Here is a 24,377-nt window from a genome sequence, read left to right on the forward strand (position 1 = left end):
GGATCACGCCATCTCCAGCTCGCGCGTCCTCTGACCTTCCGTCCGACTGACCGTGTCGGCAGGAATGTAGTAGTCGCGATTGTAATTAAAGGTGTGAAGGATCGCGACGAGGATGATCGCCACGAAGCTGAGCGCCGCCAGCCACCAGACGTACCAGACCATGGCCAGGCCGAAGGTGAAGTTCAGACCGGCCAGGATGGCGCCGGCGGCGGTGTTCTTGGGCATGTGGATCGGCTTGTAGCCGGTCATCGGCCGGGCGAAGCCGCGGTTCTTCATGTCCCACCACGCGTCGGAATCGTGCACCACCGGGGTGAAGGCGAAGTTGTAGTCCGGCGGCGGCGAGGAGGTGGACCATTCCAGGGTCCGGCCGCCCCACGGATCGCCGGTCAGGTCGCGCAGCTTCTCGCGGTTGCGGATCGAGACCACGAACATCACGATCTGCGAGGCGATACCCAGGGCGATGAGCCCCGCGCCGCAGGCCGCGATGACGAACCAGATCTGCAGCGACGGGTCGTCGAAGTGCTGCATGCGCCGGGTCACGCCCATCAGGCCGAGCACGTAGAGCGGCATGAAGGCGACGTAGAACCCGCTCACCCAGAACACGAGGGCCATCTTCCCCCAGAACTCGTCGAGCTTGAACCCGAAGGCCTTGGGGAACCAGAAGGTGACGCCGGCGAACATGCCGAACAGCACGCCGCCGATGATCACGTTGTGGAAGTGCGCGATCAGGAACAGCGAGTTGTGGAGCACGAAGTCGGCCGGGGGCACCGCCAGCAGGACGCCGGTCATGCCGCCGATCACGAAGGTGACGATGAACGCCACCACCCACATCATCGGCACCTCGAACCGGATCCGGCCGCGGTACATCGTGAACATCCAGTTGAAGATCTTCGCGCCCGTGGGGATCGAGATGATCATCGTCGTGATCCCGAAGAACGAGTTCACGTCGGCGCCCGAGCCCATGGTGAAGAAGTGGTGCAACCAGACCAGGTAGGCGAGGATGGTGATCACCACCAGCGCGTAGACCATCGAGGTGTAGCCGAACAACCGCTTGCCGCAGAAGGTCGAGGTGATCTCGGAGAACACCCCGAAGGCCGGCAGGATCAGGATGTAGACCTCCGGGTGACCCCAGATCCAGATCAGGTTGAAGTACAGCATGGCGTTGCCGCCAAGGTCGTTCGTGAAGAAGTGCGTGCCGACGTAGCGGTCGAGCGACAGCATCGCGAGAACGGCCGTCAGGATCGGGAAGGCGGCCACGATCAGGATGTTGGTGCACAGCGACGACCAGACGAAGATCGGCAGCTTCATCATGGTCATGCCGGGCGCGCGCATCTTCACGATGGTCGCGATCAGGTTGATGCCCGAGAGCAAGGTCCCGATACCCGCGATCTGCAGCGCCCAGATGTAGTAGTCGACGCCGACGCCGGGGCTCATCGCGGCTCCGGAGAGCGGCGGGTAGGCGAGCCAGGTGGCGCGCGAGAACTCGCCGACGAACAGCGAGACCATCACGAGGATGCCGCCGGCCACCGTCATCCAGAAGCTGAAGTTGTTCAGGAACGGGAAGGCCACGTCGCGCGCGCCGATCTGCAGCGGCACCGCGAAGTTCATCATGCCCGTGACGAACGGCATCGCCACGAAGAAGATCATGATCATACCGTGGGCGGTGAAGATCTGATCGTAGTGGTGCGGCGGCAGGAAGCCCTGCTCCGAGCCGAACGCGATCGCCTGCTGCGAGCGCATGAGCAGCGCGTCGGCAAAGCCGCGCAGCAGCATGATCAGCGCGAAGATGCAGTACATGATACCGATCTTCTTGTGGTCGATGGACGTGACCCAGTCACGCCACAGCGGCCCCCAGAAGCGGAAATACGTGATCACGCCGAGGACGGCGAGGCCGACCACGGCCACGCCGGCGAAGGTCGCCTGCAGGATGGGCTCGTGATACGGGATCTGCTCGATCGTAAATCGGCCGAGGATCAACTGTTGTAGGTCCAGGTTTGCGAACATGGGATCGGCCCGTTCAATGGGTTCGACGGCGACCGCCGGTTTTGGGTGTGGGGCCCGCGTTCACGCGAGCGGTCTTACTGGTTGAGCTGCTTGGGCGCGATCTGCCCGCCCTCTTTCTGGCCCTGGCTGTCCGGCGCCTTGACCTCGGGCGCCTTCTCCTGCCCGGGCAGCGCGCTCTCGCCCTGACCCCGCGAGTCCGGGTTGCCCATGTCGGGCCGGGGCTTCATGCCCTGCGGCTGCGTCTGCCCGTGCGGGCCGGTCCCGGATGCCGGCCCCGTCGCGCCCGGGGCCTCGTTGCCGCGATCGGCCATGCGGTTGTCATACTGCAGCCGGTCGTAGTTGGCCTGGGCCTCCGCCCCCGAGGCACCGCCCCGGGCGTCGATCTTCACCATCTCGCCGACGCACATCTGCTCCGGCCGCGGGCACATGCCGATGATCCGGTCGAACAGGCCCTTCGCGTAGGACTTGTAGAACCGCGCCGGCTCGGACTCGCTCGGCTTCTCCAGCTCGAGATAGGCTTCCTGGGTCAGCTCGCCGCCCTGGGCCTTGGTCTTGGCGACCCACTGGTCGAAGGCCTGGTCGGTCACGCCGTTGAACTTGAAGAACATGTTCGAGAAGCCGGCGCCGCTGTAATGCGCCGAGCGGCCCTCGTAGGAGCCCTCGCGGTTGATCACCGCGTGGAGCTGGGTCTGCATGCCCGGCATCGCGTAGACCATGCCGGCCAGCGTCGGGACGTAGAACGTGTTCATCACGTCGGTGGCGGTGATCTTGAACTGGATCGGCCGGTCCACCGGGGCGGCGAGCTCGTTCACCGTGGCGATCCCGTATTGCGGGTAGAGGAACAGCCACTTCCAATCCATGGCCACCGCCTCGACCTGGAGCGGCTCGACGCCGGCCGGGATGTCGCGCTTCGCGTCGATCTTGCTGAGCGGCCGGAACGGATCCAGGGTGTGGGTGCCGATCCAGGTGAGCGCGCCCAGCGCGATGATGATCATCAGCGGCGCCGTCCAGATCAGCACCTCGAGCTGGGTCGAGTGGTGCCATTCGGGATCGTAGACCGCGTCCTCGTTGGTGGCGCGGTAGCGCCAGGCGAAGAACAGGGTGAAGAAGATGACCGGGATGATGATCAGGAGCATCAGCCCGGTGGCGGCGAGCACGAGGTTGCGCTGCTGCTCGGCGACGTAGCCGGCCGGGCTCATGACCACGAGGTTGCAGCCGCCCAGCATCGCCAGGACCGGCGGCAGGGCGAGGAGCGGCAAGAGGCGCCGCGCAGGGCCGCCCCGGCTCTTGGCGGGCTCGATCCTGTCCGGGAGAGGGGTCGAAGAGGTCACAGCACTCGTCTCTTTATCCCAAGCCGCAGGCGCGGCGTCCCTGCCGTGCCGCGCGTGACGCGGCAGTCCCGGCAGATTCTGGAAGGAGGCCGCGCAGCCTTCGCCGCGCGGCGGCCGACTACATCTGGCGCATTTCCGAGCGGTCGAAGAACAACGCCGCGAGGGTGCAGGCTGCGCCCGACAGGAGGTAGACCCCGACCATGGCCAGGCCGTAGCGCTGCGACAGGAACAGCGCCACCAGCGGGGCGAAGCCGGCGCCGACCAGCCAGGCGAAGTCGGAGGTCAGCGCGGCGCCGGTGTAGCGGTAGTGGTTGCCGAGCCGGGCGGTGACCGCGCCGGCGGTCTGGCCGTAGGCGAGGCCGAGCAGCATGAAGCCGATCGTCACGTAGATCGTCTGGCCGATCGCGCTCTCGCCGAACAGGAGCGGGGCGATGATGCTGCCGACCGCGAAGAAGGCGATCAGCGAGGCGCTCATGATCAGGCAGTTGCGGCGGCCGATCTGGTCGGCGATCAACCCGGAGGCCGCGATCGCGCCGGCGCAGACGATGGCCCCGGAGAACTGCACGATCAGGAACTCGCCGGGCGAGCGGTGGGTGTTGTTGAGCGCCAGCCAGGCGATCGGGAAGATCGTCACGAGATGGAACAGCGCGAAGCCGGCCAGCGGCACGAAGGCCCCGCGGATCACGTCGCCCGCATGGTGCCGGAACAGCTCCAGCGCCGGGACCGGCCGGAGCCGATCGAGATCCATCATCCGGGCGAACTCGTCGGTGGCCACCAGGCGCAGCCGGGCGAACAGGGCGACGACGTTGATGGTGAAGGCGCAGTAGAACGGGAAGCGCCAGCCCCAGTCGATGAAGTCGGCCTCGTCGAGGTTGACCAGGAAGAACGCGAACAGCGCGCTCGCCACCATGAAGCCCAGGGGCGCACCGAGCTGCGGGATCATCGCGTACCAGCCGCGGCGCTCCCGGGGTGCGTTCATGGCCAGCAGCGAGGCCAGCCCGTCCCAGGCGCCGCCGAGCGCCAGGCCCTGCAGCACCCGCAGCACCGCCAGGATGTAGACGGCCGAGATGCCGATGCTATCGTAGCGCGGCAGGAAGCTGACCGCGGCGGTGGCACCGCCCAGGAGGAACAGCGCGATGGTGAGCTTGACGCTGCGGCCGTGCCGACGGTCGATCGCCATGAAGATCACCGACCCGATCGGGCGGGCGATGAAGGCGAGGGCGAAGATCGAGAAGGCGTAGAGTGTTCCGGTCAGCGGATCGACGAACGGAAAGAACACCTTCGGGAACACCAGCACGCATGCGATGCCGAAGACGAAGAAGTCGAAGTATTCGGACGCGCGGCCGATGACCACGCCGATGGCGATCTCGTTCGGGTGGACCTTGTGGTCTCCCATCGCCTGCTGAGCGTCGCGCTCAAGGACTGTGGCCGAGGCCATTGGGGTGTTCGCACTCATTGTTGACTGCCGCCCTCGCCGTGCGCCCGTTCGGGCGCCATGGCCGGAACCGCCTCATGCGGCATGTCCAGAGGTATCGCAACCGGCTTCCGACGCAAGTTCACCCACTGACGCATGCATGGCACCCCCATGCCAGCCCTGCTGTCGACACATGCGGGGCGGCCTGCCGCGGCGAGCGGACCCCGTCTCGGCGCGGCCGGCCTGGTCCACCTTCCTAGACGCGGTAATGCGCCGAGTTCCGTGACAGGTTGATGTTGTAGTAGGGGTCGGCCCGGAGTTCCGGGCCCCACCGGTCGAGCATGGTCAGCACCTCGCCCTCGAAGCGCTTGCGCTTCTCCGGCGTGTCCTCGGCGCCGCGGCTCTTCGATTCGTGGTGGATCAGCTTGGCGAACGGCGTCCAGATGATGCGGTAGCCGGCCCGGCGGATCTTCAGGCACAGGTCCACGTCGTTGAAGGCCACCTTCAGGGCCTCGGCATCGAAGCCGCCGACCGATTCGAACACGTCGGCGCGCATGGCCAGGCAGGCGCCCGTGACCGCCGAGACCTCGTGGGCGATGACCATGCGGCAGAAATAGCCGGGATCCTCGTCCGGCACGCCGAGATGGCTGTGCCCGGCGACGCCCCCGATCCCCAGCACGATGCCGCCGTGCTGGATCGTGCGGTCGGGATAGAGCAGCTTCGCGCCGACGGCGCCGATCTCGGGCCGCACCGCGTGCCGGACCAGCTCCCCGAGCCAGCCGGGCTCCAGCACCTCGACGTCGTTGTTGAGGAACAGCAGCACCGGGCCAGTGGCGGCGGCGGCCCCGCGATTCGACAGGTCCGAGAAGTTGAAGGCCCCGGGGACCGGCACGACGCGCACCCGCGGGTCGTCGCGATACCGGGCGAACAGGGAAGCGGTCTCGGGCTCCCGGCTGTCGTTGTCGACGATCACCACCTCGATATCCGGGTAGTCGGTGCCGGCGAGGAGACCGTCGAGGGTGACCGACAGGATCTCGGCGCGATCCCGGGTCGGGATGATCGCCGAGACCCGGGGGGCCGGCTCCGGAAGCGGGCGGACCAGGCGGTTGAAGCCCGAGGGGCCGCGCTCGGCCCGGCCGCCCCAGGGCGCCACGACCTCGTCGAGGGCGCGCAGGCGCGCCGCCTCGGCCTTGGCCAGGGCCCGGTCCGAGAAGGTCCCGGAGCCCTGCGCGGCGCGCCAGTGGTAGAGCACCCGCGGGATGTGGCGGATGCGGGCCGGGTCGAGCCCGTCGGTGAGCCGCAGCAGCAGGTCGTGGTCCTGGCTGCCCTCGAAGCCCGGACGCAGGCCGCCGACCGCCCGCAGCGCGTCGGTCCGCACCACGGTCAGGTGGTTGATGTAGTTCTGGGCGTAGAGCAGCTCGCGGTCGAAGCCCGACTTGAAATGCGGGTCGAACCGGCGGCCGCGCCCGTCGATCTTGTCCTCGTCGCTGTAGATCAGCACCAGATCCGGATCGAGGCGGAGCGCGCGGGCGACCTCGTAGAGGGCGTCCTCGGTGAGCACGTCGTCGTGGTCCATGAAGGCGCAGGCGACGCCGCGGGCGAGGCCCAGCGCGTCGTTGGTCGCCCGGGCGATGTGGCCGTTCTCGGACCGGGCGAGCACCCGGATGCGCGGGTCGGCCTCGGCGGCGCGCTGCAGGATCTTCGGGATCGCGGGCCGGGTCGAGGCGTCGTCGACGACGCACAGCTCCCAATGGGGGTAGAGCTGCGCGCGCAGGGAGGCGAGGGCGGCCTGCAGCACCTTCGGATCCGGGTCGTGCACCGGCATCAGCACCGAGATCAGGGGCGGGTCGGCCCAGGCGGCGATCTCGGCGGCGATCCCGTCCCGCTCCGCCCGGCGGTAGCCATGGGCGCGGATCCAGGCCTCGTATCCGGTCACCCGCCGGTGGGCCAGCGCCCGGCCGAGGAAGCCCCGGGCCCGCACCTTCTTGCCGAGGATCCGCCAGTACAGCGCCTGCAGGGCCAGCGCCGGCTCGCGCAGGAGCGCGCGGGGGACGAGGACCGGCCGGTCGAGACGGCGCACCGTGACCCGGCGCAGCCGCGCCGGGATCCGGCCGGCGGGATCGGCCACGCGCAGCGCGACGATTCCCTCGGGGAGGCGGCCGATCCAGGTGAAGGCGCCGCCGCCGGTCGCTTCCTGGGGCAGCAGCGGCCCGGGACGCCCCTCCGGGCCCGCGAAGGCCATGCCCGGGACCGTGTCGAGCCCCTCGGTCGGGTCGTTGGACAGGGTGATCTCGAGCCAGCGACCGGAAAGGCCCGCGAGGTCGATCCGCATCCCGTCCGCCGCCGCCCGCACCGGCAGGGGGCGCCGCTTGCGCCCGGCTCCGGTCAGGTGCGCCGGCGGCAGGCGCGTCCCGGGCGCCCCCGTCTCGCTCGACCGCACCATCAGCTCCAGCTCTTGTCGATCGAGTCCTTCACGGCATCCGACATGGCGACGTCGAAGACCAGCATCTCCTCCACCGCCTTGACCGTGCGCAGGCGCTCGGCCAGCGCCTGGGTCTCGGCCGGGATCGGCGGCGGCACCGGCACCGGGGCGTTGATGCCCAGCTGATCGAACAGGGTCGACGCGAAGGCGTGGTAGCGCGTCCGGTGGCCGACGATGCCGACCCGGGCCAGGATCTCGATCGCGGCGATCGAATTGCCCGGATGCAGGCGATCCTCCGGCATGCGGGTGCCGAGCTGGCGGGTCAGCGGGTTGTAGAGCAGCCGGTAGGCCGGCTCCGGCAGCATGCGGAAGTAGCGCTTCAGGCTCTTCACGTCGGTGAAGTCGTACTCATCCGAGAAGGAAGCGGCCTCGGCGAGCGGCCCGAGCCGCCAGCCGCGCGTGGGGTCCAGGGCGTCGCCGGCGCGCGCCTTCAGCCAGCGCATCCGGGTCGCCATCTCGGTGTAGGGGTCCTGCACCAGGATCGCGGTGATCATCAGGTCCGGCGTCATGAAGTTCTCATAGCGCGGAACCGTCACAGCCCCCGACAGGAAGGCCGAGGGCGCGGCCGGCCCGGTCAGGACGCAGGTCAGGATCTCGTCCGGCAGCTTGTGGACGCCGAAGTAGCAGTGCTGGAAATGCGGGAACAGCGCCGCCTGCAGGGCGGTCTCGGGCTCGATGCTGGTGTTGATGAGCATGGTCCGCAGCCGCACCAGCCCCTCCTGGGGCATGCGGCGGTAGATCAGGACGTTGGTGTCGGCGTCGTAGAGTTCGAGGCGCGGGATGTCGGGCAGCCCCGGCACCTCGGCCGCCGTCAGCACGAAGGTGCATTGGCCGGTGGCGTGCCAGCCGTTGCGCTTGAACGCCTCGTCGATGACGCTGGCCGGAACCTCGGCCACGCGCTGGCCGGCGACGGAGACCATCACCCGGCTGATCGCGAGGGGGTTGTCCGGAACGATCCAGCCGCGGATCGAATCGCCGTGATCGTGATCGATGAAGTAGCGCATGTCCCGAAGCTTGAGGCGGCGGAATGTCGGAACCGCCTCGGCGGCCCGGTCGGATGCCGGCCGGCAGGCCCATAGCGCATTTTCTGCCCCGCGTGCACCATCGCGGCCCCGGACCGTGGGCCGGGCACCGCAACGTTCCGCTTGCGCCCCCGCCAGGCACCGGCTATAGGCCCGGCCCACCGGTGCTCGACCAGCACCGGCCCGGGCGCGTAGCTCAGCGGGAGAGCACTACCTTGACATGGTAGGGGTCACAGGTTCGATCCCTGTCGCGCCCACCATCCTACCTTCTGGGATGGATCGACGAATTCGAGGCCCCGGGAACGGGGCCTTTTTCTTTGGTTCGTAAACCGGGTCGGAAATCCTGTGCGCGACGTGACGGACCCGTTCGAGACGGGGCCTGATTTGGGCGTCGTGGATCGGCCGTCCCAGCCTGCTGCGGGGGTACGAAGCCCCACGGGGTGCGCGCGCGAAACGTACAGGCCCGATTTTTTTCCCACAGCGAACGGCGGACTCGTCACGGCATATGGGATCGCCGGCTCGCATCCCGTGGCGGGGAAGCCGCCGGTCCGTCCGCATCGGCTTGAGGCTTGGGTCATCGGGGATGCTGGGCCACCGGGGATGCGTTGAGGGCCGACCCCGCTCGGCCCGTTATCCCCTGGAAACCGCCGCGCACGTCGCGGATTTTCGTGCAGAGCAGCGCCGGCCATGCGGATCCGGTGACGGGGGTTGGCGATGGCGCAGACGATCGATCGCGGGACGTTGGACCGGCTGATCGCGCTCGGTCGCGCGCGCGGGGAACTCACGGCGGGCGATCTCCAGGCTGCGCTTCCGGTCGACCACATGGATGTCGACGCCCTGGTGCTGGTGATGCTGGAGCTCGAGGCCGCGGGGGTCAGCGTCGAGCCGGAGGCCTTTGGGCCCCCCATCGACCGGCCGCTGCCCGGCGCGCTCACGCTTCCGGAGGCGGGCCCCGGGGCGCCGCCGCCAATCCTGCCCACGGGCGGGACGGGAGCCCCGGCGGTCGCGGCGGAGCGCGGGCCGGGCCCGGCCGCCGCCCCGCCCGAGGGGGATCCGGACGGAAGCCGGGCGGTCACCCGCGCGGTCGTCCTGGCGGGCCTCGCGACGGTGCTCATCCTCGGCGCCGTGCTGTTGATGCTGTGAGACCCGGCCGGAACGCTTCCGCGGCCGGCCCCGTTGGCCCCCGGCCTGACGGACCACGAGGATAGACCCCGAACCATGCGTCAACGAGCCGACGGTACACTGGGCCTGCTGGTCACGGCCCTGCGCGAGAGCGCGGTGCATTTCGGCGCCCTGCTGACGCTGGCGCGGACCGAGATCGACGGCAACCTCCGGGCGATCGTGTCGCTGGTCGCGATCGTCGGCACGATTCCCGTGCTGCTGATCGTCACCTTCTTCCTCGGGCTCGACGCGGTGGTGAAGCTGCTCGCCGTGCCGTTCGGCTCCGAGGCCCCGGCGGCGCTGATCGTCGCGGCGCCGTTCCTGGTCGTGGCCCTCGTGCTCGGCTGGTTCGGCCTGCGCCGGATGGCGCTGTCGAACCTCGAGCCGTGGCGGACCTGGCGGCAGGTGAAGCAGGATGCTCGCGAGGTCGTGCGGCCCCGGGCCTGACGGCCGTGACGCGCGGGGCCGTCTACTGCGTCGGCGTGAGGATCGCGCTGAGGCCGGGCGCGAGCGGGACGTCGAGATAGCAGCGCAGGCCCTCGGCCTCGAAGGCGAGGTCGACGATTCCGTCGAGCTCGCGCCGCACGCCGCCGGAGATCAGCCGTGTCCCGAAACCGGCCCGGGCCGGCGGGTGGACCGGCGGGCCGCCGCTCTCCTGCCAGGTGAGCCGCAGGCGCAGCATGCCGGCCTCCGTCGTGACGAGAGACCACGAGACCCGCACGCGTCCGCCCGGTGCCGAGAGCGCGCCGTATTTGGCGGCGTTCGTGGTCAGTTCGTGGATCGTCATGCCCAAAGCCAGGACATGGCGCGGGGATAGCGCGACGTCCGGCCCGTCGAGGCCGATCTGGTCGCCGCCGGTGCGGTAGGGGCTCAGCTCGCTCTCCAGCACCTCGCTCAGGGAGGCGCCGCTCCAATCCTCGCGGGTCAGGAGGTCGTGGGTCTTCGACAGGGCCAAGATCCGCGCCTCGAGGACGCCTTCGGCGCCGCGGGACTGGCGAGCCAGGGCCTGCACGGTGGCCAGCGTGTTCTTCACCCGGTGGTTCAGCTCGTGCAGCATCGTGACCTGCTGCTCCTGCAGGGCGCGGCCGCGGCGGATCTCGGCATGCAGCTCGTCGGTGTTGCGCTGGAGCGTGGAGGCCATCGTGTCGAGCTTGCGCCCGAGGCGGCCGAACTCCGTCATGCCGCGCAGGCCCGTGCGGGCGGAGAGGTCGCCGTCCTGCCAGGCCGCCGCGACCCGGAGCAGGCGATCGATCGGGCGGCGGATGAACATCCGTCCGGCCAGGAGCGCCGCGGCCAGCGCCAGGACCGCGCCGAGGGCGATCAGCACCAGGCCACGGCGGGTGGCGGCATCGATATCCGCGAAGGCCGCCGCGCTGTCGCGCCCGACCATGAGGCGCACCCCGGCAAGCGCCCCGTCCGGCATCGCGGTGGCGATGATCCGGGTTCGGCCGTCGATATCCTCGGCGATGCGCACCGCGCCGTCCCGGGCCGTCCGCAGCGCGACGCGCTCCGGCGGGATCGGCTTGCCGATCCAGTCCGCTCCGTCCGGGCGGCGCGCGATGATCAGGCCGTCGCGGTCCGTCACCGTGATGGCCGTCTCGGCCTGGTGCAGGGTCTGCTCCAGATGGTCGGACAGCCAGTCGAGATCCACGGCGGCCAGGAGGACCCCGGTGGCGGGGCCGTCGCTCTCGTCCCGGCCGGCCACCACCCGGGCGAAGTGGATCGAGGGCAGCTTCGACACGGTGCCCAGCGCGTAACCGCCGACCGCGAAGCCGCCCGCCTCCAGGGCGCGGCGGTGATAGGCGCGGGCGCCGGTCGAATAGGCCCCCGGCACCGAGCCGGCGCTGTCGCAGATCACGGTGCCGTCGGGATCCGTGAGCGCGAGCAGGATGACGTGCGGAAGCCGGGCGGCGGACCGCTTCAGGTAGGCCGTGCAGGCGACGGGGTCGCGCACCTGGACGGAGCTATCCCCGGAGATGAGGTCGAGGGCCTGCCGCATCCGCTCCGAGAGCTGGGCGAAATCCTCCGCGGCGCCGCGGACGGTGGCGAGCGCGTCGGCGCGCACCGCCGCATCGCGGCTCGCGCGCAGGGCGACCTCATTGTAGCCCTGGATCGCCAGCGCCGGGGTCAGCGCCAGCAGCACCAGCAGCAGGATGCGGGTGGTGAGCGACATCGGCGGTCAGTCGAGGCCCGCGATCATCGCGCGCACCCGGGCGGCCAGGGCCTCGACCGGGAACGGCTTGGTCATCATGCGCATGCCGGGCTCGAGATGGCCGTTGCCGAAGGTCGCGTTCTCGGCATAGCCGGTGATGAACAGCACCTTCAGGTCCGGCCGGTCCGGGCGGGCGGCATCGACCATCTGCCGGCCGTTGAGGCCGCCGGGCAAGCCGACATCGCTGATCAGCAGGTCGATCCGCCCCGGCGCGCGCAGCACGGCGAGGCCCGCCTCGGCATCCGCGGCCTGGAGCGCGGTGTATCCGAGGTCGCCCAGAACCTCGACGATCAGGTCGCGCACCACCGGATCGTCCTCCACCACGAGCACGGTCTCGCCACGCTCGGCCCGGTGCAGCTCGACGAGGCCGGATTCACCCGTCTCGGGCGGCGCGGCACCGTGGTAACGCGGCAGATAGAGCTTGACCGTCGTGCCGCAACCCGGCTCCGAGTAGATCCGGACATGCCCGTCGGATTGCTTGGCGAAGCCGTAGATCATCGACAGGCCGAGGCCGGTGCCCTGGCCGAGGGGCTTGGTGGTGAAGAACGGGTCGAAGGCCCTGGCGGCGATCTCGGGGCTCATGCCGGTCCCGGTATCGCTGACGCTGACGCAGACATAGGCGCCCTCGTTCACCCCCGCGTTCTGGCGCGTATAGGCCCGGTCGAGCTGCGCGTTGCCGGTCTCGATCACGAGGCGGCCGCCCTCGGGCATCGCGTCCCGGGCGTTGATGGCGAGGTTGAGCAGGGCGTTCTCGAGCTGGTGCGGGTCGCACAGGGTCAGCCACAGGCCGCCGGCCGTGACGATCTCGAGATGGATCCGCTCGCCCAGCGTGCGCCGCAGCAGGTCTTCCATGCCGGTGATCAGCGGGTTGGCGGCGGTCGGCTGCGGCTCCAGCGGCTGGCGCCGGGCGAAGGCGAGGAGGCGGTGGGTCAGCGCCGAGGCACGGTTGGCCGACGACAGGGCCGCCCGGGCGTAGCGCTCGATCGCGTCGGTGCGGCCCTGCTGGATGCGGGTCTGCATCAGGTCGAGGGAGCCGACGATGCCGGTCAGCAGGTTGTTGAAGTCGTGCGCGATACCGCCGGTGAGCTGGCCGATCGCCTCCATCTTCTGGGCCTGCAGCAATTGCTCCTCGACCCGGCGCTGCTCGGTGAGGTCCCGCCCGACGATGTAGAACAGCCCGGTGCCGGGATCGGGCACCGCCGTCCACATCACGACGCGGCGCTCGCCCGCCCGGGTCAGGACGCGGTCGACGAAGCCCATCACCGTCTCGCCGGCCGACAGGCGGCCCACCACCTCGGCCATCTCGACGTGGTCCGCCGGATCGACGATGTCCAGGAACGGCCGGCCGAGCAGCTCCGCCTCGCTCCAGCCGAGCATGTGCGTCCAGGCCGGATTGACGGTCTTGAGGAAGCCGTCGAGGCCCGCCGTCCCCATCAGGTCGTTGGTCGTCTCCCACAGCCGGTCGCGCTCGCGGGTCCGCTGGGTGACCTCGGAGAGGAGTGCGGCCTCGACCCGCTTGCGGTCGGTGATGTCCTGCACGAAGACGTGGAAGCCGTCGACCGCCCCGTCGGCCCCCCGCCGGGGCAGGTAGCGGATCTCGGCGTCGCGGTGGCGCCCATCCTGGTGAGGCCAGGGGATCTCGAACCGGACGGCCTCGCCGGCGCGGGCGCGCTCGACATAGGGGCGCCGCAGCTCGAAGGCGGCGGGCCCGAGCAGCTCGCGCACGTCCCGCCCCACGATCTCCGCGGCCGGACGGAAGAACCAGTCCTGATACGCCGCATTGGCGAAGCGGTAGATGTAGTCCCAGTCGATGAAGGCGATGAGCACCGGCAGCGCATCGGTGATGAGGCGCAGCTCGCGCTGGTTGGCCTCGGCCCGCTGCTCGGCGGATTTGTGGTCGGTGATGTCGCGCACCGCCCCGACGAAGCGGACCGGTTGCCCCCCGGCGTCGCGCTCGATCGCGCCGCGGCGGGCGATCCAGCGTTCCGCGCCGTCATCCGCCCGCCGGATCCGATAGGCGACGTCGGCATCGGTCAGGCCGGCGCCGCGGTCCGCCCACTGGGAGACGAAGCCGGCATCCTCCGGGATGACGAGGCGGGCGACCGCGTCGACCGGCAGCGTCTCCTGCTCGGCCAGCCCGTACAGGCGGAAGAAATGCGGCGTGGCGTGGATGATGTTCCGGTCCAGATCGATGGAGAACACGCCGACGCCGCCGGCCTCCTGCGCCCGGCGCAGGCGCATCTCGGAGGTGCGCAGCGCCGCCTCGGCCCGGACCTGGGCCCCGATCTCGGTGTTGACGCCGAACCAGCGCACCACCCGGCCGGAGGCGTCGCGCAGCGGCACGATCCGCGTCAGGAACGGCCGGAACACGCCGTCGGCCCCGCGCAGGGGGAAGACCATCTCGAACGGCTCGCCGGTGGCGATCGAGGCGGCCCAGACCGCCGTCACCCGCGGCAGCGCCTCCGGGTCGTGGACGCTCTGCCAGCCCCAGCCGGCCATGGCCGCCTGCGTGGTCCCGCAGTAATCGAGCCAGCGCCTGTTGTACCAGTAGAGATAGCCGTCGCTGCGGGCGAGCCAGCACAGGATCGGGAGGTGGTCGGCGAGCCGGCGGAACTCGGAATCGTCGATCCGCGCCGGATCGGGCTCGGGCAGGATCGCGTCGATCCGGGCGGGCGCTTGCCAGAACGCACGCGCGAAGGCGGTCTCGTCCCGCGGCGGCGCCTCGGTCGCGGCCTCCGCCCGGGCCGTCGCGAGCGCGGAGCGCAGGCGGGCGACTTCGTCCTCAAGGGCGCGGTTGCGGCGCCGGAGAGCCTCAGCCTCGTCCGCGCTCAGGGTGCCGCTCACGGCCTGCGAGCCGTGCGGAATCGCCCGGGCACGGCCCGCGACACCGTGAGAATGCAATCGAAGGCTGTACGCCGGCTCATCTCGGCCTTGTTGCAGAACCGGCCGACGCTCGCCAGCCCGAACGCGGGCTCGGACTCGCTTCGCGGGCGGCCTTAATGTTCGCGGCTGCGCGTGGCCCCGGCCACGGGGCGCAGATGCAGGAAGCTGCGCTCGCCGGTAGCGGCCTCGGCCACGTGCTGGATCGTGTCGAGCAACTCGGTGACGGCCTGGGGCGCGGCCGGGCGGAACTGCGCCTTCGGCTCGACCCAGCGCTTCTGCGTGCGCCTCGCGGCGATCTGCGCCTCGCTCAGCGCATCGAAATCCCGGCGTCGAGTCATGGCTCAGCCCTCCGCCCGGGACTGTGTCGGCCCATGGTTGACGAAAGGTTAACAGGGCCTCGCCGTCCGAGGGCGCAGGGGCGAGGGGAGGGCCGGGGCGCACGCGCCTTAGAGCGGGCCGGCCCGAGCCGCCAAGGTGCGCGCCAGCTTGAGCAGCACAGCACGGATATGCGCACGAAGCGGAGTGTCGTCGTCCATGCTTCGATCAACGGCGCAACCGCCGAAAACGTTTCACAATCATGCCGTTGGTGCGCGTCGCTGCGCCAAAGCTCGACCGTGAGGAGAGCCCGCACGGCCGCCGGCCGATCCGGCCGTGACGCCGCGATCAAAGAACCCGCCGCGGCAGGGCCGGGCGGGTCAAAGGTGATCTCGTCTCGGAGAAGGCCCGACGCTAGACGCCCCGCCCCGTGAGCGCATCCCCCATCCGAGGGACACAAGCCACACGATTTGGCGATCGGGATCCGCTGCGCGCGATCGCGCGCGCCGCGGCAGCCGGGAAGCCCGCCGCCCCTCAGCCCCCGAACGCCCGGGGCGGGAGGCCCGCCACGCCGACATCGAGTTCGAACAGGGCCCCCGCGGACGGCTCGTGCTCGGCACCCCGGGACGCCGACGTGACGAACAGCCGGTCGAGCCCGGGCCCCGCGAAGGCGCAGCTCGTGATGTTGGTGGCCGGCAACGAGATCGCCCGCACGAGACGCCCCTCCGGATCCACCCGGCTGATCCGGCCCGCCCCCCAATGGGCGATCCAGAGGCAGCCCTCGGCATCCGTGGTCATCCCGTCGGGCCAGCCCCAGGCCTCCGGAAAGCGCAGGAATTCGCGCTTGCCCGTCAGGGTGCCGTCGGCGGCGAGATCGAAGGCGAAGACGGTCCGGGCGGCGCTGTCGCTGTGATAGAGGATCCGGCCGTCGTGGCTGAAGGTCGGACCGTTGGCGACGCCGTAATCGCCGTCCATCCGCTGCCAGGTCAGGTCGGGATCGAGCCGGTGCAGGGCGCCCGAGATCGCGGTCTCGGCCTGGTGCATGCTCCCCGCCCAGATCCGGCCGGCATAGTCGACCTTGGCGTCGTTCAGGCGGTTGTCCGGATAGTCCGGCTCCGGATTTCCGATCGGCGTGACCTGGTCCGCCTCCAGATCGAACACCGCGAAGCCGCTCTTCAAGCCGATCACGAAGTCGCGCCGGCCGGCCCGGGGGATGATCCAGCCGATCGGCTCCGGGAACGGGCGCGTGCCGGTCTCGCCGCTCGCGAGGTCGAGCCAGCGCAGGGCGGGCGCCTCGATATCGACCCAGAACAGCCGCCCCCGTTCCGGCACCCAGACGGGTCCCTCGCCGAGCCGGTCGCGCTCGGCGCGGGCGACGACGCGAAACTGTGCCTCCATGGGATCGCCTTCTCTCGAGCGCCGGCCTCCGGAGCGGCTACCGGTCCGGCGAGCGCGTGACATCAACGACTTGAAGCGACTTCTTGGAGCGCCTTCCGATGGCGGCGCGATCGGGAGCCGCTCCGGCCCGCCGCCCCACGCCGCATCGCGGGTGGCGGCCGATCAGGCGCGGTCGGAGGCGCCCCGACCCGGCCGGCTGCCCCACAAAGCGAAGAACAGGACGTAGAGCTCGCAGGCGGCGGTGATCAGGAAGGAATGCTGCAGGCCGAACCGGTCGGCGGCCCAGCCCTGCACCACCACCAGGGAGCCCCCGGCGATCGCCATGATCAGCAAGCCCGCGCCTTCCTCGGTCAGCGGGCCGAGGCCGCGGATGCCCAGGGTGAAGATCGTCGGGAACATGACCGCGTGGAACAGCCCCACCGAGATCAGCGCCCACATCGCCAGCGGCCCCGTCGCGAAGGTCGCCACCAGCATCACCGTGAAGGCCGCGATGGCGGCGCCGGCCAGGACGGTCTCGGCGGACCGCCCCTGCATCAGGTAGCTGCCGACGAAGCGGCCGACCATCATCCCACCCCAGAGCAGGAACAGGTAGCGCGACGCCTCCGTATGCGTGAGGTTGCCGATCTCCGGCTGCGAGACGAAGTTGATGAACAGGTTCGACACGCCGATCTCGGCGATCAGATAGATGAAGATCGCCGGCACGCCGAAAACGAGGTTGCGGTGGCGCCAGAGCGACAGGCCCGCGCGCTCGGCCTTGGCGGCGCGCTTCGTGGCGCCTCCCGCACCGATGGCGGGCAGCGGGAAGCGGGCGATCACCACGGCGAGCACGACGAGAATCGCCGCCACGATCAGGTAGGGGAGCTGCACGGACTGCGCATCGGCGAGCCGCTCGGCCGGGCTGAGGGTGGCGCCGGCCGCGACGTTGCCCGAGGCGGAGCGGCCAAGGATCAGGTAGCCGCCGAACAAAGGCGCCAGGGTCGTGCCGAACGAGTTGAACGCCTGGACGAGGTTGAGGCGCGCCGGGGCGGTCTCCGGCGGCCCGACCACAGCCACGTAGGGGTTGGCGGCGACCTGAAGCAGGGTGATGCCGCTCGCGATCACGAACAGGGCGGTGAGCGTGATCGCGTACGAGACCTGATGGGAGGCCAGGACCATGCCGAGCGTGCCCAGCGCCATGATGCCAAGGCCCACCACCAGCGCGCGCTGGTAGCCGATGCGCTCGATCAGCTTCGCCGCAGGGATCGAGGCCACGAAATACGCGATGAACCACACCGACTCGATCAGCGTGGTCTGCGTATAATCGAGGTCGAACACGCTCCGGAGATGAGGGAGCAGCGTGTTGTTGATGACCGTGATAAAGCCCCACATGAAGAAGAGGCTTGCGAGCAGCGAGAGGGCGGGGCGGTAGCTGCCCTGATCGCGCGTCGCGGTCCCCGCCGCGGGCGCTCCCATGCTCGCGATCGGTCCTGCCATCAAACGTTTCCCCTCATCGAGGCCGCCTTGCCGGGCCCCTTGTTGTGGAATTCATTTGTATGAGTATATAGCGGAATTGCGGACGTCAACCGCGGCACCCGCGAGGGCCGGGGCACGGTCGGCCAGGCGGGAGCGAGCGTCTTGAGGGGGGAGCGGATGCGTGGAGTCGGAGCTGTCGCGCTGGGCGCCTGCGCGGCGATCCCTGCGGTCGCCCAGGCATCCGAGCCGGTCCGGACCGTGTTCGGCACCCTGCCGGACGGCCGCACGGTCGAAGAGGTGACGCTCACCAACGGCAAGGGCGTCACCGCCCGGGTGATCTCCTGGGGCGCCCTGCTGCGGACCCTCGAAGTCCCGGACCGCGCCGGAAAGCCCGCCGACATCGTCCTCGGCTACAAGGATCTCGCCAGCTACCTGGCCAAGCCCAACTATTTCGGGGCCAGCATCGGCCGGTACGCGAACCGGATCCGGGCCGGCCGCTTCACCCTCGACGGCCAGACCTACACGCTCGCGACCAATGACGGTCCGAACGCCCTGCACGGCGGCACCGCCGGCTTCGACAAGCGGCTCTGGACCATCACCGAGGTCAAGGGCGGCGCCACGCCGTCGGTCACCCTGCGTTACGTCAGCCCCGACGGCGAGGAGGGGTATCCCGGCACGCTCACGGTCACGGCGACCTACGCGCTGGACGCCGCCAACACGCTGACGGTCACCTATCAGGCGACCACCGACAAGCCGACCATCGTCAACCTGACCAATCACAGCTTCTTCAATCTCGCCGGCGAAGGCTCGGGGCGTTCGATCCTGGACAACATCCTGACCATCCCGGCCGAGCGCTACACCCCGGTCGACGCCACGCTGATCCCCACGGGCGAGCATGTCCCGGTGGCGGGCACGCCGTTCGACTTCCGCACACCGACGGTGATCGGCGCGCGCATCCGCGACGGGCGGGACATCCAGATCGTGCGCGGGCGCGGCTACGATCACAACTGGGTCGTGACCGATAAGCCCACCGCCGAGCCGCACCTCGTCGCCCGGGTCGAGGATCCCGCATCCGGCCGGGTCCTCGAGGTCGCCAGCAACCAGCCCGGCATCCAGTTCTACGCGGGCAACTTCCTCGACGCGACCGCGGTGGGCAAATCCGGCCTCGCTTACCGGCAATCGGATGCCCTGGCGCTCGAGCCGGAGCTGTTCCCCGACACGCCGAACCAGCCGGCCTTCGGCTCGGCCCGGCTCGACCCGGGCGCGACCTACCGGAACGTCATAACCTACCGCTTCTCCACCAGCTCCGCCCACCGGACCCACGAGAAATGACCGATCACCCGAAGACCCGGCCCCTGCGTTCGCGCGCCTGGTTCGACAACCCCGACAATATCGACATGACGGCGCTCTACCTGGAGCGCTACCTGAACTTCGGGCTGAGCCTGGAGGAGCTGCGTTCGGGCCGGCCGATCATCGGCATCGCCCAGACCGGGTCCGACCTGTCGCCGTGCAACCGGCACCACCTCGTCCTGGCGGAGCGCGTGCGCGAGGGCATCCGCGAGGCCGGCGGCATCGTGCTCGAATTCCCGGTCCATCCGATTCAGGAGACCGGCAAGCGGCCCACCGCCGGCCTCGACCGCAACCTCGCCTATCTCGGCCTGGTCGAGCTCCTGTACGGGTACCCCCTCGACGGCGTGGTCCTGACCACCGGTTGCGATAAGACCACCCCGGCCTGCCTGATGGGGGCCGCCACCGTGAACATCCCGGCCATCGCCCTGTCGGTCGGCCCGATGCTCAACGGCTGGTACAAGGGCCAGCGCACCGGTTCCGGGACCATCGTGTGGCGCGCGCGCCAGATGCTGGCTGCCGGGGAGATCGACCACGAGGGCTTCATCAAGCTGGTCACCTCGTCCGCCCCCTCCACCGGCTACTGCAACACGATGGGTACGGCGACGACCATGAACGCCCTCGCGGAGGCGCTCGGCATGATGCTGCCGGGCTCGGCGGCGATCCCGGCGCCCTACCGCGACCGGCAGGAAGTCGCCTACCGCACCGGCAAGCGCATCGTCGAGATGGTGGCGGAGGACCTCAAGCCGACCGACATCCTGACCCGCGAGGCGTTCCTCAACGCGATCGTGCTCAACTCGGCGATCGGCGGCTCCACCAACGCCCCGATCCACCTGGCCGCGCTCGCCCGCCACGCGGGGGTCGAGCTCGACATCGCCGACTGGCAGACCCACGGCCTCGACGTGCCGCTCCTGGTCAACCTGCAGCCGGCGGGCGAGTATCTCGGCGAGGATTATTACCGCGCGGGCGGCCTCCCGGCGGTGGCCGCGCAGCTGATGCGGCGCGGGCTGCTCCACGAGAACGCCCTGACGGTGAACGGCCGCAGCATCGGCGACAATTGCCGCGACGCGGTGATCGAGGACGAGGATGTGATCCGGCCGATCGACCGGCCGCTGAAGGAGGCCGCGGGCTTCCTGGTGCTGCGCGGCAACCTGTTCGACGCGGCGATCATGAAGACCAGCGTGATCGGCGAGAAGTTCCGCGAGCGCTACCTGTCGAATCCCGAGGATCCGGAGGCGTTCGAGGGCCGGGCCGTGGTGTTCGACGGTCCGGAGGATTACCACCACCGGATCGACGACCCGGCGCTGGCGGTCGACGAGAACAGCATCCTGATCATGCGCGGCGCCGGCCCGGTCGGCTATCCGGGTGCGGCGGAAGTGGTGAACATGCGCCCGCCCGCCTACCTGATCCGCTCCGGCGTGCACGCGCTGCCCTGCCTGGGCGACGGGCGGCAATCCGGCACCTCGGCCTCGCCCTCGATCCTCAACGCCTCGCCCGAGGCGGCGGTGGGCGGCGGCCTCGCGCTGCTGCGCACCGGCGACCGGGTGCGGATCGACCTGAAGCGCGGCACCGCCGACATGCTGCTCGACGCGGACGAGATCGAGCGCCGGCGCAAGGCCCTGGAGGAAGCCGGGGGATACGCCTATCCGGCGTCCCAGACCCCGTGGCAGGCGATCCAGCGCGCAACCGTCGGGCAGATGCACACCGGTGCGATCCTGGAGGGCGCCGAGCGCTTCCAGCGGATTGCTCAGACCAACGGCGTCCCGCGGGACAACCACTGACGGGAAGCCCCGCCGCCATCCCGGCGGCGGGGCTCACGCTTTCAGCGAGAGCTCGGTGTCGGCGAGTGCGAGGCGGACGAGTTCGGTCATCGCCGCCCGCGCCGCCGCGGGATCCCCGGCCACGATCGCCTCGTACAGGATCCGGTGATCCGGCATCGGGTCACGGGGCAGGGCGCTGCGACGCTGCTTGAAGATCGTCGTCCAAGTCACGGCAGCTGCGATGGAACTCGACAGGGCCATCAGCGGCCCGTTGCGGGCCGCTTCCAGGATCGTGTTGTGGAACGACTGGTCGGCGGCCCGCCCGATCTCGGTGGCGAGGCCGTAGCGGCCCATCTCCTCCAGGGCGTGACCCATCCGGGAGATGTCGAGCCCCGAGCGCCGCTCGGCCGCCAGGGCCGCCGCCGCCGGCTCGACGATCATCCGCAGCTCGAACAGGTCCCGGATGAACGTTTCGCTGGGCTCCGCCTCGAAGGCCCAGGCGAGGATGTCGGGATCGAGCAGGTTCCAGCGGCTGCGCTGGGTCACCCGAGTCCCGGTGCGGGGCCGGCTCTCGACCAGCCCCTTGGCGCTCAGGATGCGCACCGCCTCGCGATAGGCGGTGCGCGAGACCTTCAACTGCTCCGAGAATTCGATCTCGCCGGGCAGCACGTCTCCCGGCGCGTACCGGCCGGCCAGGATCGCGACGCCGAGATCGCGGGCGACCGAGCCGTGAATCCGGCGCGAGCCCGAGGCCAGCGGCAGCTTGATATCCTCGTACCCAGGATCCCCCCTCACCCGACACCTCCAGTCCGAGCCGCCAGGACGGGGCAGGATCGCCGCGATCGTACCTGGAAGTTGTAGGAGCGCAAGCGCCGACACCCGCAGGCATCATAGTGCCGCGACGCTTGCAGCCACTGCACAACTGCTCTAAGTTATTTGTATGAGTAAAGAGCTGAGTGCGAACGCGGAGATCCGCGGCACGATCCTGATCGGCGCCGAGGATGCGACCACGACCGATACGTTCCGGGCCGTCGATCCCGCAAGCGGGGCGGCGCTGGAGCCGGCCTTCTCGGCCGCCGGGCCGGCGCAGGTCGAGGCCGCCTGCGCGCTTGCGGATGCGGCGTTCCCGAGCTTCTCCGAATCGACGCCCGAGCTGCGCGCCGGCTTCCTGGAGACCGTCGCCCAGGCCGTGGGCGATCTCGGCGATTCGCTGATCGAGCGGGCCATGGCCGAGACCGGGCTGCCGCGAGCCCGGCTCGAGGGGGAGCGCGCCCGCACCATCGGCCAGCTGCGTCTGTTCGCGCATGTCGTCCGCGCGGGCGACTGGGTCCAGGCCACGATCGATCCGGCGCAGCCCAAGCGCACGCCTCTGCCGCGCCCCGATCTGCGCCGGCGCCACGTCGCCCTCGGCCCGGTTGCCGTGTTCGGCGCCAGCAACTTCCCGCTCGCCTTCTCGGTAGCCGGGGGTGACACCGCCTCGGCGCTGGCCGCCGGTTGCCCGGTCGTGGTCAAGGGCCACCCGGCCCATCCCGGAACCGGCGAGCTGGTAGCCCGGGCGATCCGGGCGGCCGTCGCGGCCAGCGACCTGCATCCGGGCGTGTTCTCCTATCTGCCGGGGCCGTCGAACGTCCTCGGGACGGCGCTTGTCGCCGATGCGCGGATCAAGGCGGTGGGCTTCACCGGCTCGCGCGGGGGCGGCCTCGCCCTGATGCGGGTGGCGGCGGGACGCCCCGAGCCGATCCCGGTCTATGCCGAGATGAGCGCGGTCAATCCCGTCCTGCTGCTGCCCGGCGCCTTGCGGGCGCGGAGCACCGCGCTGGCGACCGGCTTCGTCCAGTCCCTGACGATGGGGGCGGGGCAGTTCTGCACCAATCCGGGCCTGCTGATCGGTATCGCGGGTTCCGATCTCGACGCCTTCGCGGAGGCAGCCGCGGCGGCGATCCGCGAGAGCGCGCCGCACGCGATGCTGACCGCCGACATCCGCACTCGCTTCGAGCGCGGCGTCGCCGAGATGGCGGCCCGCCCGGGCGTGACCGTGGCGGCGCGCGGGGCGACGGCCGGCCCGGGCGGCGCGCCCGCGGCCCTGCTGCGCACCGACGGGGCGCGGTTCCTGGCGGATGCCGGCCTCACGGAGGAGATGTTCGGCCCCGCCGCGATCCTGGTGGCGGCCGCGGATCTCGACGAGGTCAAGCGCATCGTCGCGGCGCTCCCGGGCCAGCTCACCGCGACCCTGCATCTCGACCGCGCCGACGAGCACATCGCCGCCGGCCTGGTCCCGGCGCTCGCCCGCAAGGCCGGCCGGATCCTGGCCAATGGCTGGCCCACCGGCGTGGAGGTGGCGCCCGCGATGGTCCATGGCGGGCCGTTCCCGGCGACGTCCGACGGGCGCAGCACCTCGGTCGGCACCCTGGCGATCGAGCGGTTCCTGCGACCGGTCTGCTACCAGGACCTGCCCGACGCGCTGCTGCCGCAGCCCCTGCGCCCGGACAATCCCTGGCATCTCACCCGCAGGGTCGACGGCACCATCAGCCCGGCCTTCGACCGCTGACGCGCCGACGCGCGGCACACCTGATTTCGAGCCGGCCCGATGAAGGCCGGCCCTGGGAGAACCGAGATGGGGCAATCACTCCTACAATTCCGCGCCCCCGACGGGCGGCGGGGTGTCGCGATCCTGCTGGGGGGCGAGGCGCGGGTCGTGGTCGGCGCGGACAGCGTCCTCGACCTCGCCCGGCGAGCCCTGGCGGCGGGCGACAGCCTGGCCGAGACGGCAACCCGGCTCGGCCTCGGCGACACCGTGGATCTCGACGCCGTGCGGCTGCTGCCGCCGGTCGATCATCCGGATCCCGCGCATCTGCTGCTCAGCGGCACCGGCCTGACGCATCTCGGCTCCGCGGAGGGTCGCGACAAGATGCATCGCGCCGCGGCGGCGGACCCGGCCCCGACCGATTCCATGCGGATGTTCCAGATGGGCGTGGAGGGCGGCAAGCCCGCCCTTGGCGAGACCGGGGTCCAGCCCGAATGGTTCTACAAGGGCGACGGCGACGCGATCGTCGGCACCGGCGAGCCGCTCCTGTCGCCCGCCTTCGCCCTCGACGGCAGCGAGGAGCCGGAGATCGCCGGCCTCTACCTGATCGACGCGGACGGTACGCCGGTGCGCCTCGGCTTCGCCCTGGCGAACGAGTTCTCGGACCATGTGACCGAGCGCGGCAATTACCTGTGGCTCGCCCATTCGAAGCTCCGTCCGGCGGCGCTCGGCCCGGAACTGTGGCTGGGGGCTCTGCCCGCCGACGTGCGCGGCTCCAGCCGAATCCGGCGCGACGGCGCCGTGCTGTGGGAGAAGCCGTTCCTCTCGGGTGAGGCGAACATGTCCCACACGATCGAGAACCTCGAGCGGCACCACTTCAAATACCCCCAGTTCCGCCGCCCCGGCGACCTGCACGTCCACTTCTTCGGCACCGCGACCCTGTCGTTCAGCGACGGCGTCACGGCGCGGCCCGGGGACGTGTTCGAGATCGAGGCGGCCCCCTTCACCCTGCCGCTGCGCACCCCCCTGGCGGTGGCGCCCGCCCGCGACCTGTCCGTGAAGGTTCTCTGAG

17 protein-coding genes and 1 tRNA gene are annotated in these 24,377 nt (G+C 70.6%); 7 read left to right on the forward strand and 11 right to left on the reverse strand.

The genetic code is table 11. The features are described from left to right. Positions 1-3 precede the first annotated feature (3 nt). The 5 genes from cyoB to LGR69_RS05015 form a co-directional block, all read right to left on the reverse strand. Entirely contained in the window at positions 4-2,004 is a 2,001-nt protein-coding gene (gene cyoB / locus LGR69_RS04995; RefSeq protein ID WP_007558443.1) for a cytochrome o ubiquinol oxidase subunit I, read from the reverse strand. A 74-nt stretch (positions 2,005-2,078) separates the two neighbouring features. Next, complete coding sequence (cyoA, locus tag LGR69_RS05000; RefSeq protein WP_007558441.1) at positions 2,079-3,335, reverse strand: ubiquinol oxidase subunit II; 1,257 nt, start codon at positions 3,333-3,335, stop codon at positions 2,079-2,081. Between the two features lie 118 nt (positions 3,336-3,453). Beyond that, positions 3,454-4,791 carry an MFS transporter gene (locus LGR69_RS05005; RefSeq protein ID WP_007558438.1) on the reverse strand — a complete coding sequence of 446 codons (1,338 nt, stop codon included), beginning with the start codon at positions 4,789-4,791 and terminating at the stop codon, positions 3,454-3,456. A 214-nt stretch (positions 4,792-5,005) separates the two neighbouring features. Beyond that, entirely contained in the window at positions 5,006-7,192 is a 2,187-nt protein-coding gene (locus LGR69_RS05010) for a glycosyltransferase family 2 protein (protein ID WP_230365351.1), read from the reverse strand. After that, complete coding sequence (locus LGR69_RS05015) at positions 7,192-8,235, reverse strand: hypothetical protein (RefSeq protein ID WP_007558434.1); 1,044 nt, start codon at positions 8,233-8,235, stop codon at positions 7,192-7,194. The genes LGR69_RS05010 and LGR69_RS05015 overlap by 1 nt, the downstream gene beginning before the upstream one ends. 203 nt (positions 8,236-8,438) lie before the next feature. Here LGR69_RS05015 and LGR69_RS05020 point away from each other — a divergent pair. From LGR69_RS05020 to LGR69_RS05030, 3 genes are all read left to right on the forward strand, one after another. Further along, a tRNA-Val gene (locus tag LGR69_RS05020) sits at positions 8,439-8,513 on the forward strand. Between the two features lie 454 nt (positions 8,514-8,967). Then, the gene (locus LGR69_RS05025; protein ID WP_230365352.1) at positions 8,968-9,396 is read left to right on the forward strand and encodes an RNA polymerase sigma factor region1.1 domain-containing protein; all 429 of its coding nucleotides are present in this window, start codon (positions 8,968-8,970) and stop codon (positions 9,394-9,396) included. Between the two features lie 75 nt (positions 9,397-9,471). Next, a complete protein-coding gene (locus LGR69_RS05030) occupies positions 9,472-9,861 on the forward strand; it encodes a phage holin family protein (RefSeq protein WP_230365353.1) in 390 nt (129 codons plus the stop codon). A gap of 22 nt (positions 9,862-9,883) precedes the next feature. Here LGR69_RS05030 and LGR69_RS05035 read toward each other — a convergent pair whose 3' ends face one another. From LGR69_RS05035 to LGR69_RS05055, 5 genes are all read right to left on the reverse strand, one after another. Further along, positions 9,884-11,587 carry a sensor histidine kinase gene (locus LGR69_RS05035; RefSeq protein ID WP_230365354.1) on the reverse strand — a complete coding sequence of 568 codons (1,704 nt, stop codon included), beginning with the start codon at positions 11,585-11,587 and terminating at the stop codon, positions 9,884-9,886. Between the two features lie 6 nt (positions 11,588-11,593). Continuing rightward, positions 11,594-14,470: a PAS domain S-box protein gene (locus LGR69_RS05040; RefSeq protein WP_230365355.1), complete on the reverse strand. Its 2,877-nt coding sequence runs from the start codon at positions 14,468-14,470 to the stop codon at positions 11,594-11,596. A 152-nt stretch (positions 14,471-14,622) separates the two neighbouring features. Continuing rightward, positions 14,623-14,847 (reverse strand): hypothetical protein, encoded by a 225-nt coding sequence (locus LGR69_RS05045; RefSeq protein WP_007558018.1) that lies wholly within the window; start codon positions 14,845-14,847, stop codon positions 14,623-14,625. 511 nt (positions 14,848-15,358) lie between these two features. Then, complete coding sequence (locus LGR69_RS05050; protein WP_230365356.1) at positions 15,359-16,222, reverse strand: SMP-30/gluconolactonase/LRE family protein; 864 nt, start codon at positions 16,220-16,222, stop codon at positions 15,359-15,361. A 162-nt stretch (positions 16,223-16,384) separates the two neighbouring features. Beyond that, complete coding sequence (locus LGR69_RS05055) at positions 16,385-17,695, reverse strand: sugar MFS transporter (RefSeq protein WP_007558015.1); 1,311 nt, start codon at positions 17,693-17,695, stop codon at positions 16,385-16,387. Between the two features lie 156 nt (positions 17,696-17,851). Here LGR69_RS05055 and LGR69_RS05060 point away from each other — a divergent pair, with 156 nt between their 5' ends. Together LGR69_RS05060 and LGR69_RS05065 are read left to right on the forward strand one after the other, a co-directional pair. Next, complete coding sequence (locus tag LGR69_RS05060) at positions 17,852-19,006, forward strand: aldose epimerase family protein (RefSeq protein ID WP_230365357.1); 1,155 nt, start codon at positions 17,852-17,854, stop codon at positions 19,004-19,006. Continuing rightward, positions 19,003-20,802 carry an IlvD/Edd family dehydratase gene (locus tag LGR69_RS05065; protein WP_230365358.1) on the forward strand — a complete coding sequence of 600 codons (1,800 nt, stop codon included), beginning with the start codon at positions 19,003-19,005 and terminating at the stop codon, positions 20,800-20,802. Before LGR69_RS05060 ends, LGR69_RS05065 begins: the two co-directional genes overlap by 4 nt. 33 nt (positions 20,803-20,835) lie before the next feature. Here the strand turns inward: LGR69_RS05065 and LGR69_RS05070 are convergent, their stop codons facing one another. Continuing rightward, the gene (locus LGR69_RS05070; RefSeq protein WP_050736000.1) at positions 20,836-21,576 is read right to left on the reverse strand and encodes a FadR/GntR family transcriptional regulator; all 741 of its coding nucleotides are present in this window, start codon (positions 21,574-21,576) and stop codon (positions 20,836-20,838) included. A gap of 145 nt (positions 21,577-21,721) precedes the next feature. Between LGR69_RS05070 and LGR69_RS05075 the strand changes: the two genes are divergently transcribed. Together LGR69_RS05075 and araD1 are read left to right on the forward strand one after the other, a co-directional pair. Then, entirely contained in the window at positions 21,722-23,329 is a 1,608-nt protein-coding gene (locus LGR69_RS05075; RefSeq protein ID WP_230365359.1) for an aldehyde dehydrogenase (NADP(+)), read from the forward strand. Positions 23,330-23,395: 66 nt separating this feature from the next. Further along, positions 23,396-24,376 (forward strand): AraD1 family protein, encoded by a 981-nt coding sequence (gene araD1 / locus LGR69_RS05080; protein WP_230365360.1) that lies wholly within the window; start codon positions 23,396-23,398, stop codon positions 24,374-24,376. Position 24,377: the final 1 nt, after the last annotated feature.

The sequence above is a fragment of the Methylobacterium brachiatum genome (genome assembly GCF_020523825.1).
GTDB lineage: Bacteria > Pseudomonadota > Alphaproteobacteria > Rhizobiales > Beijerinckiaceae > Methylobacterium > Methylobacterium brachiatum.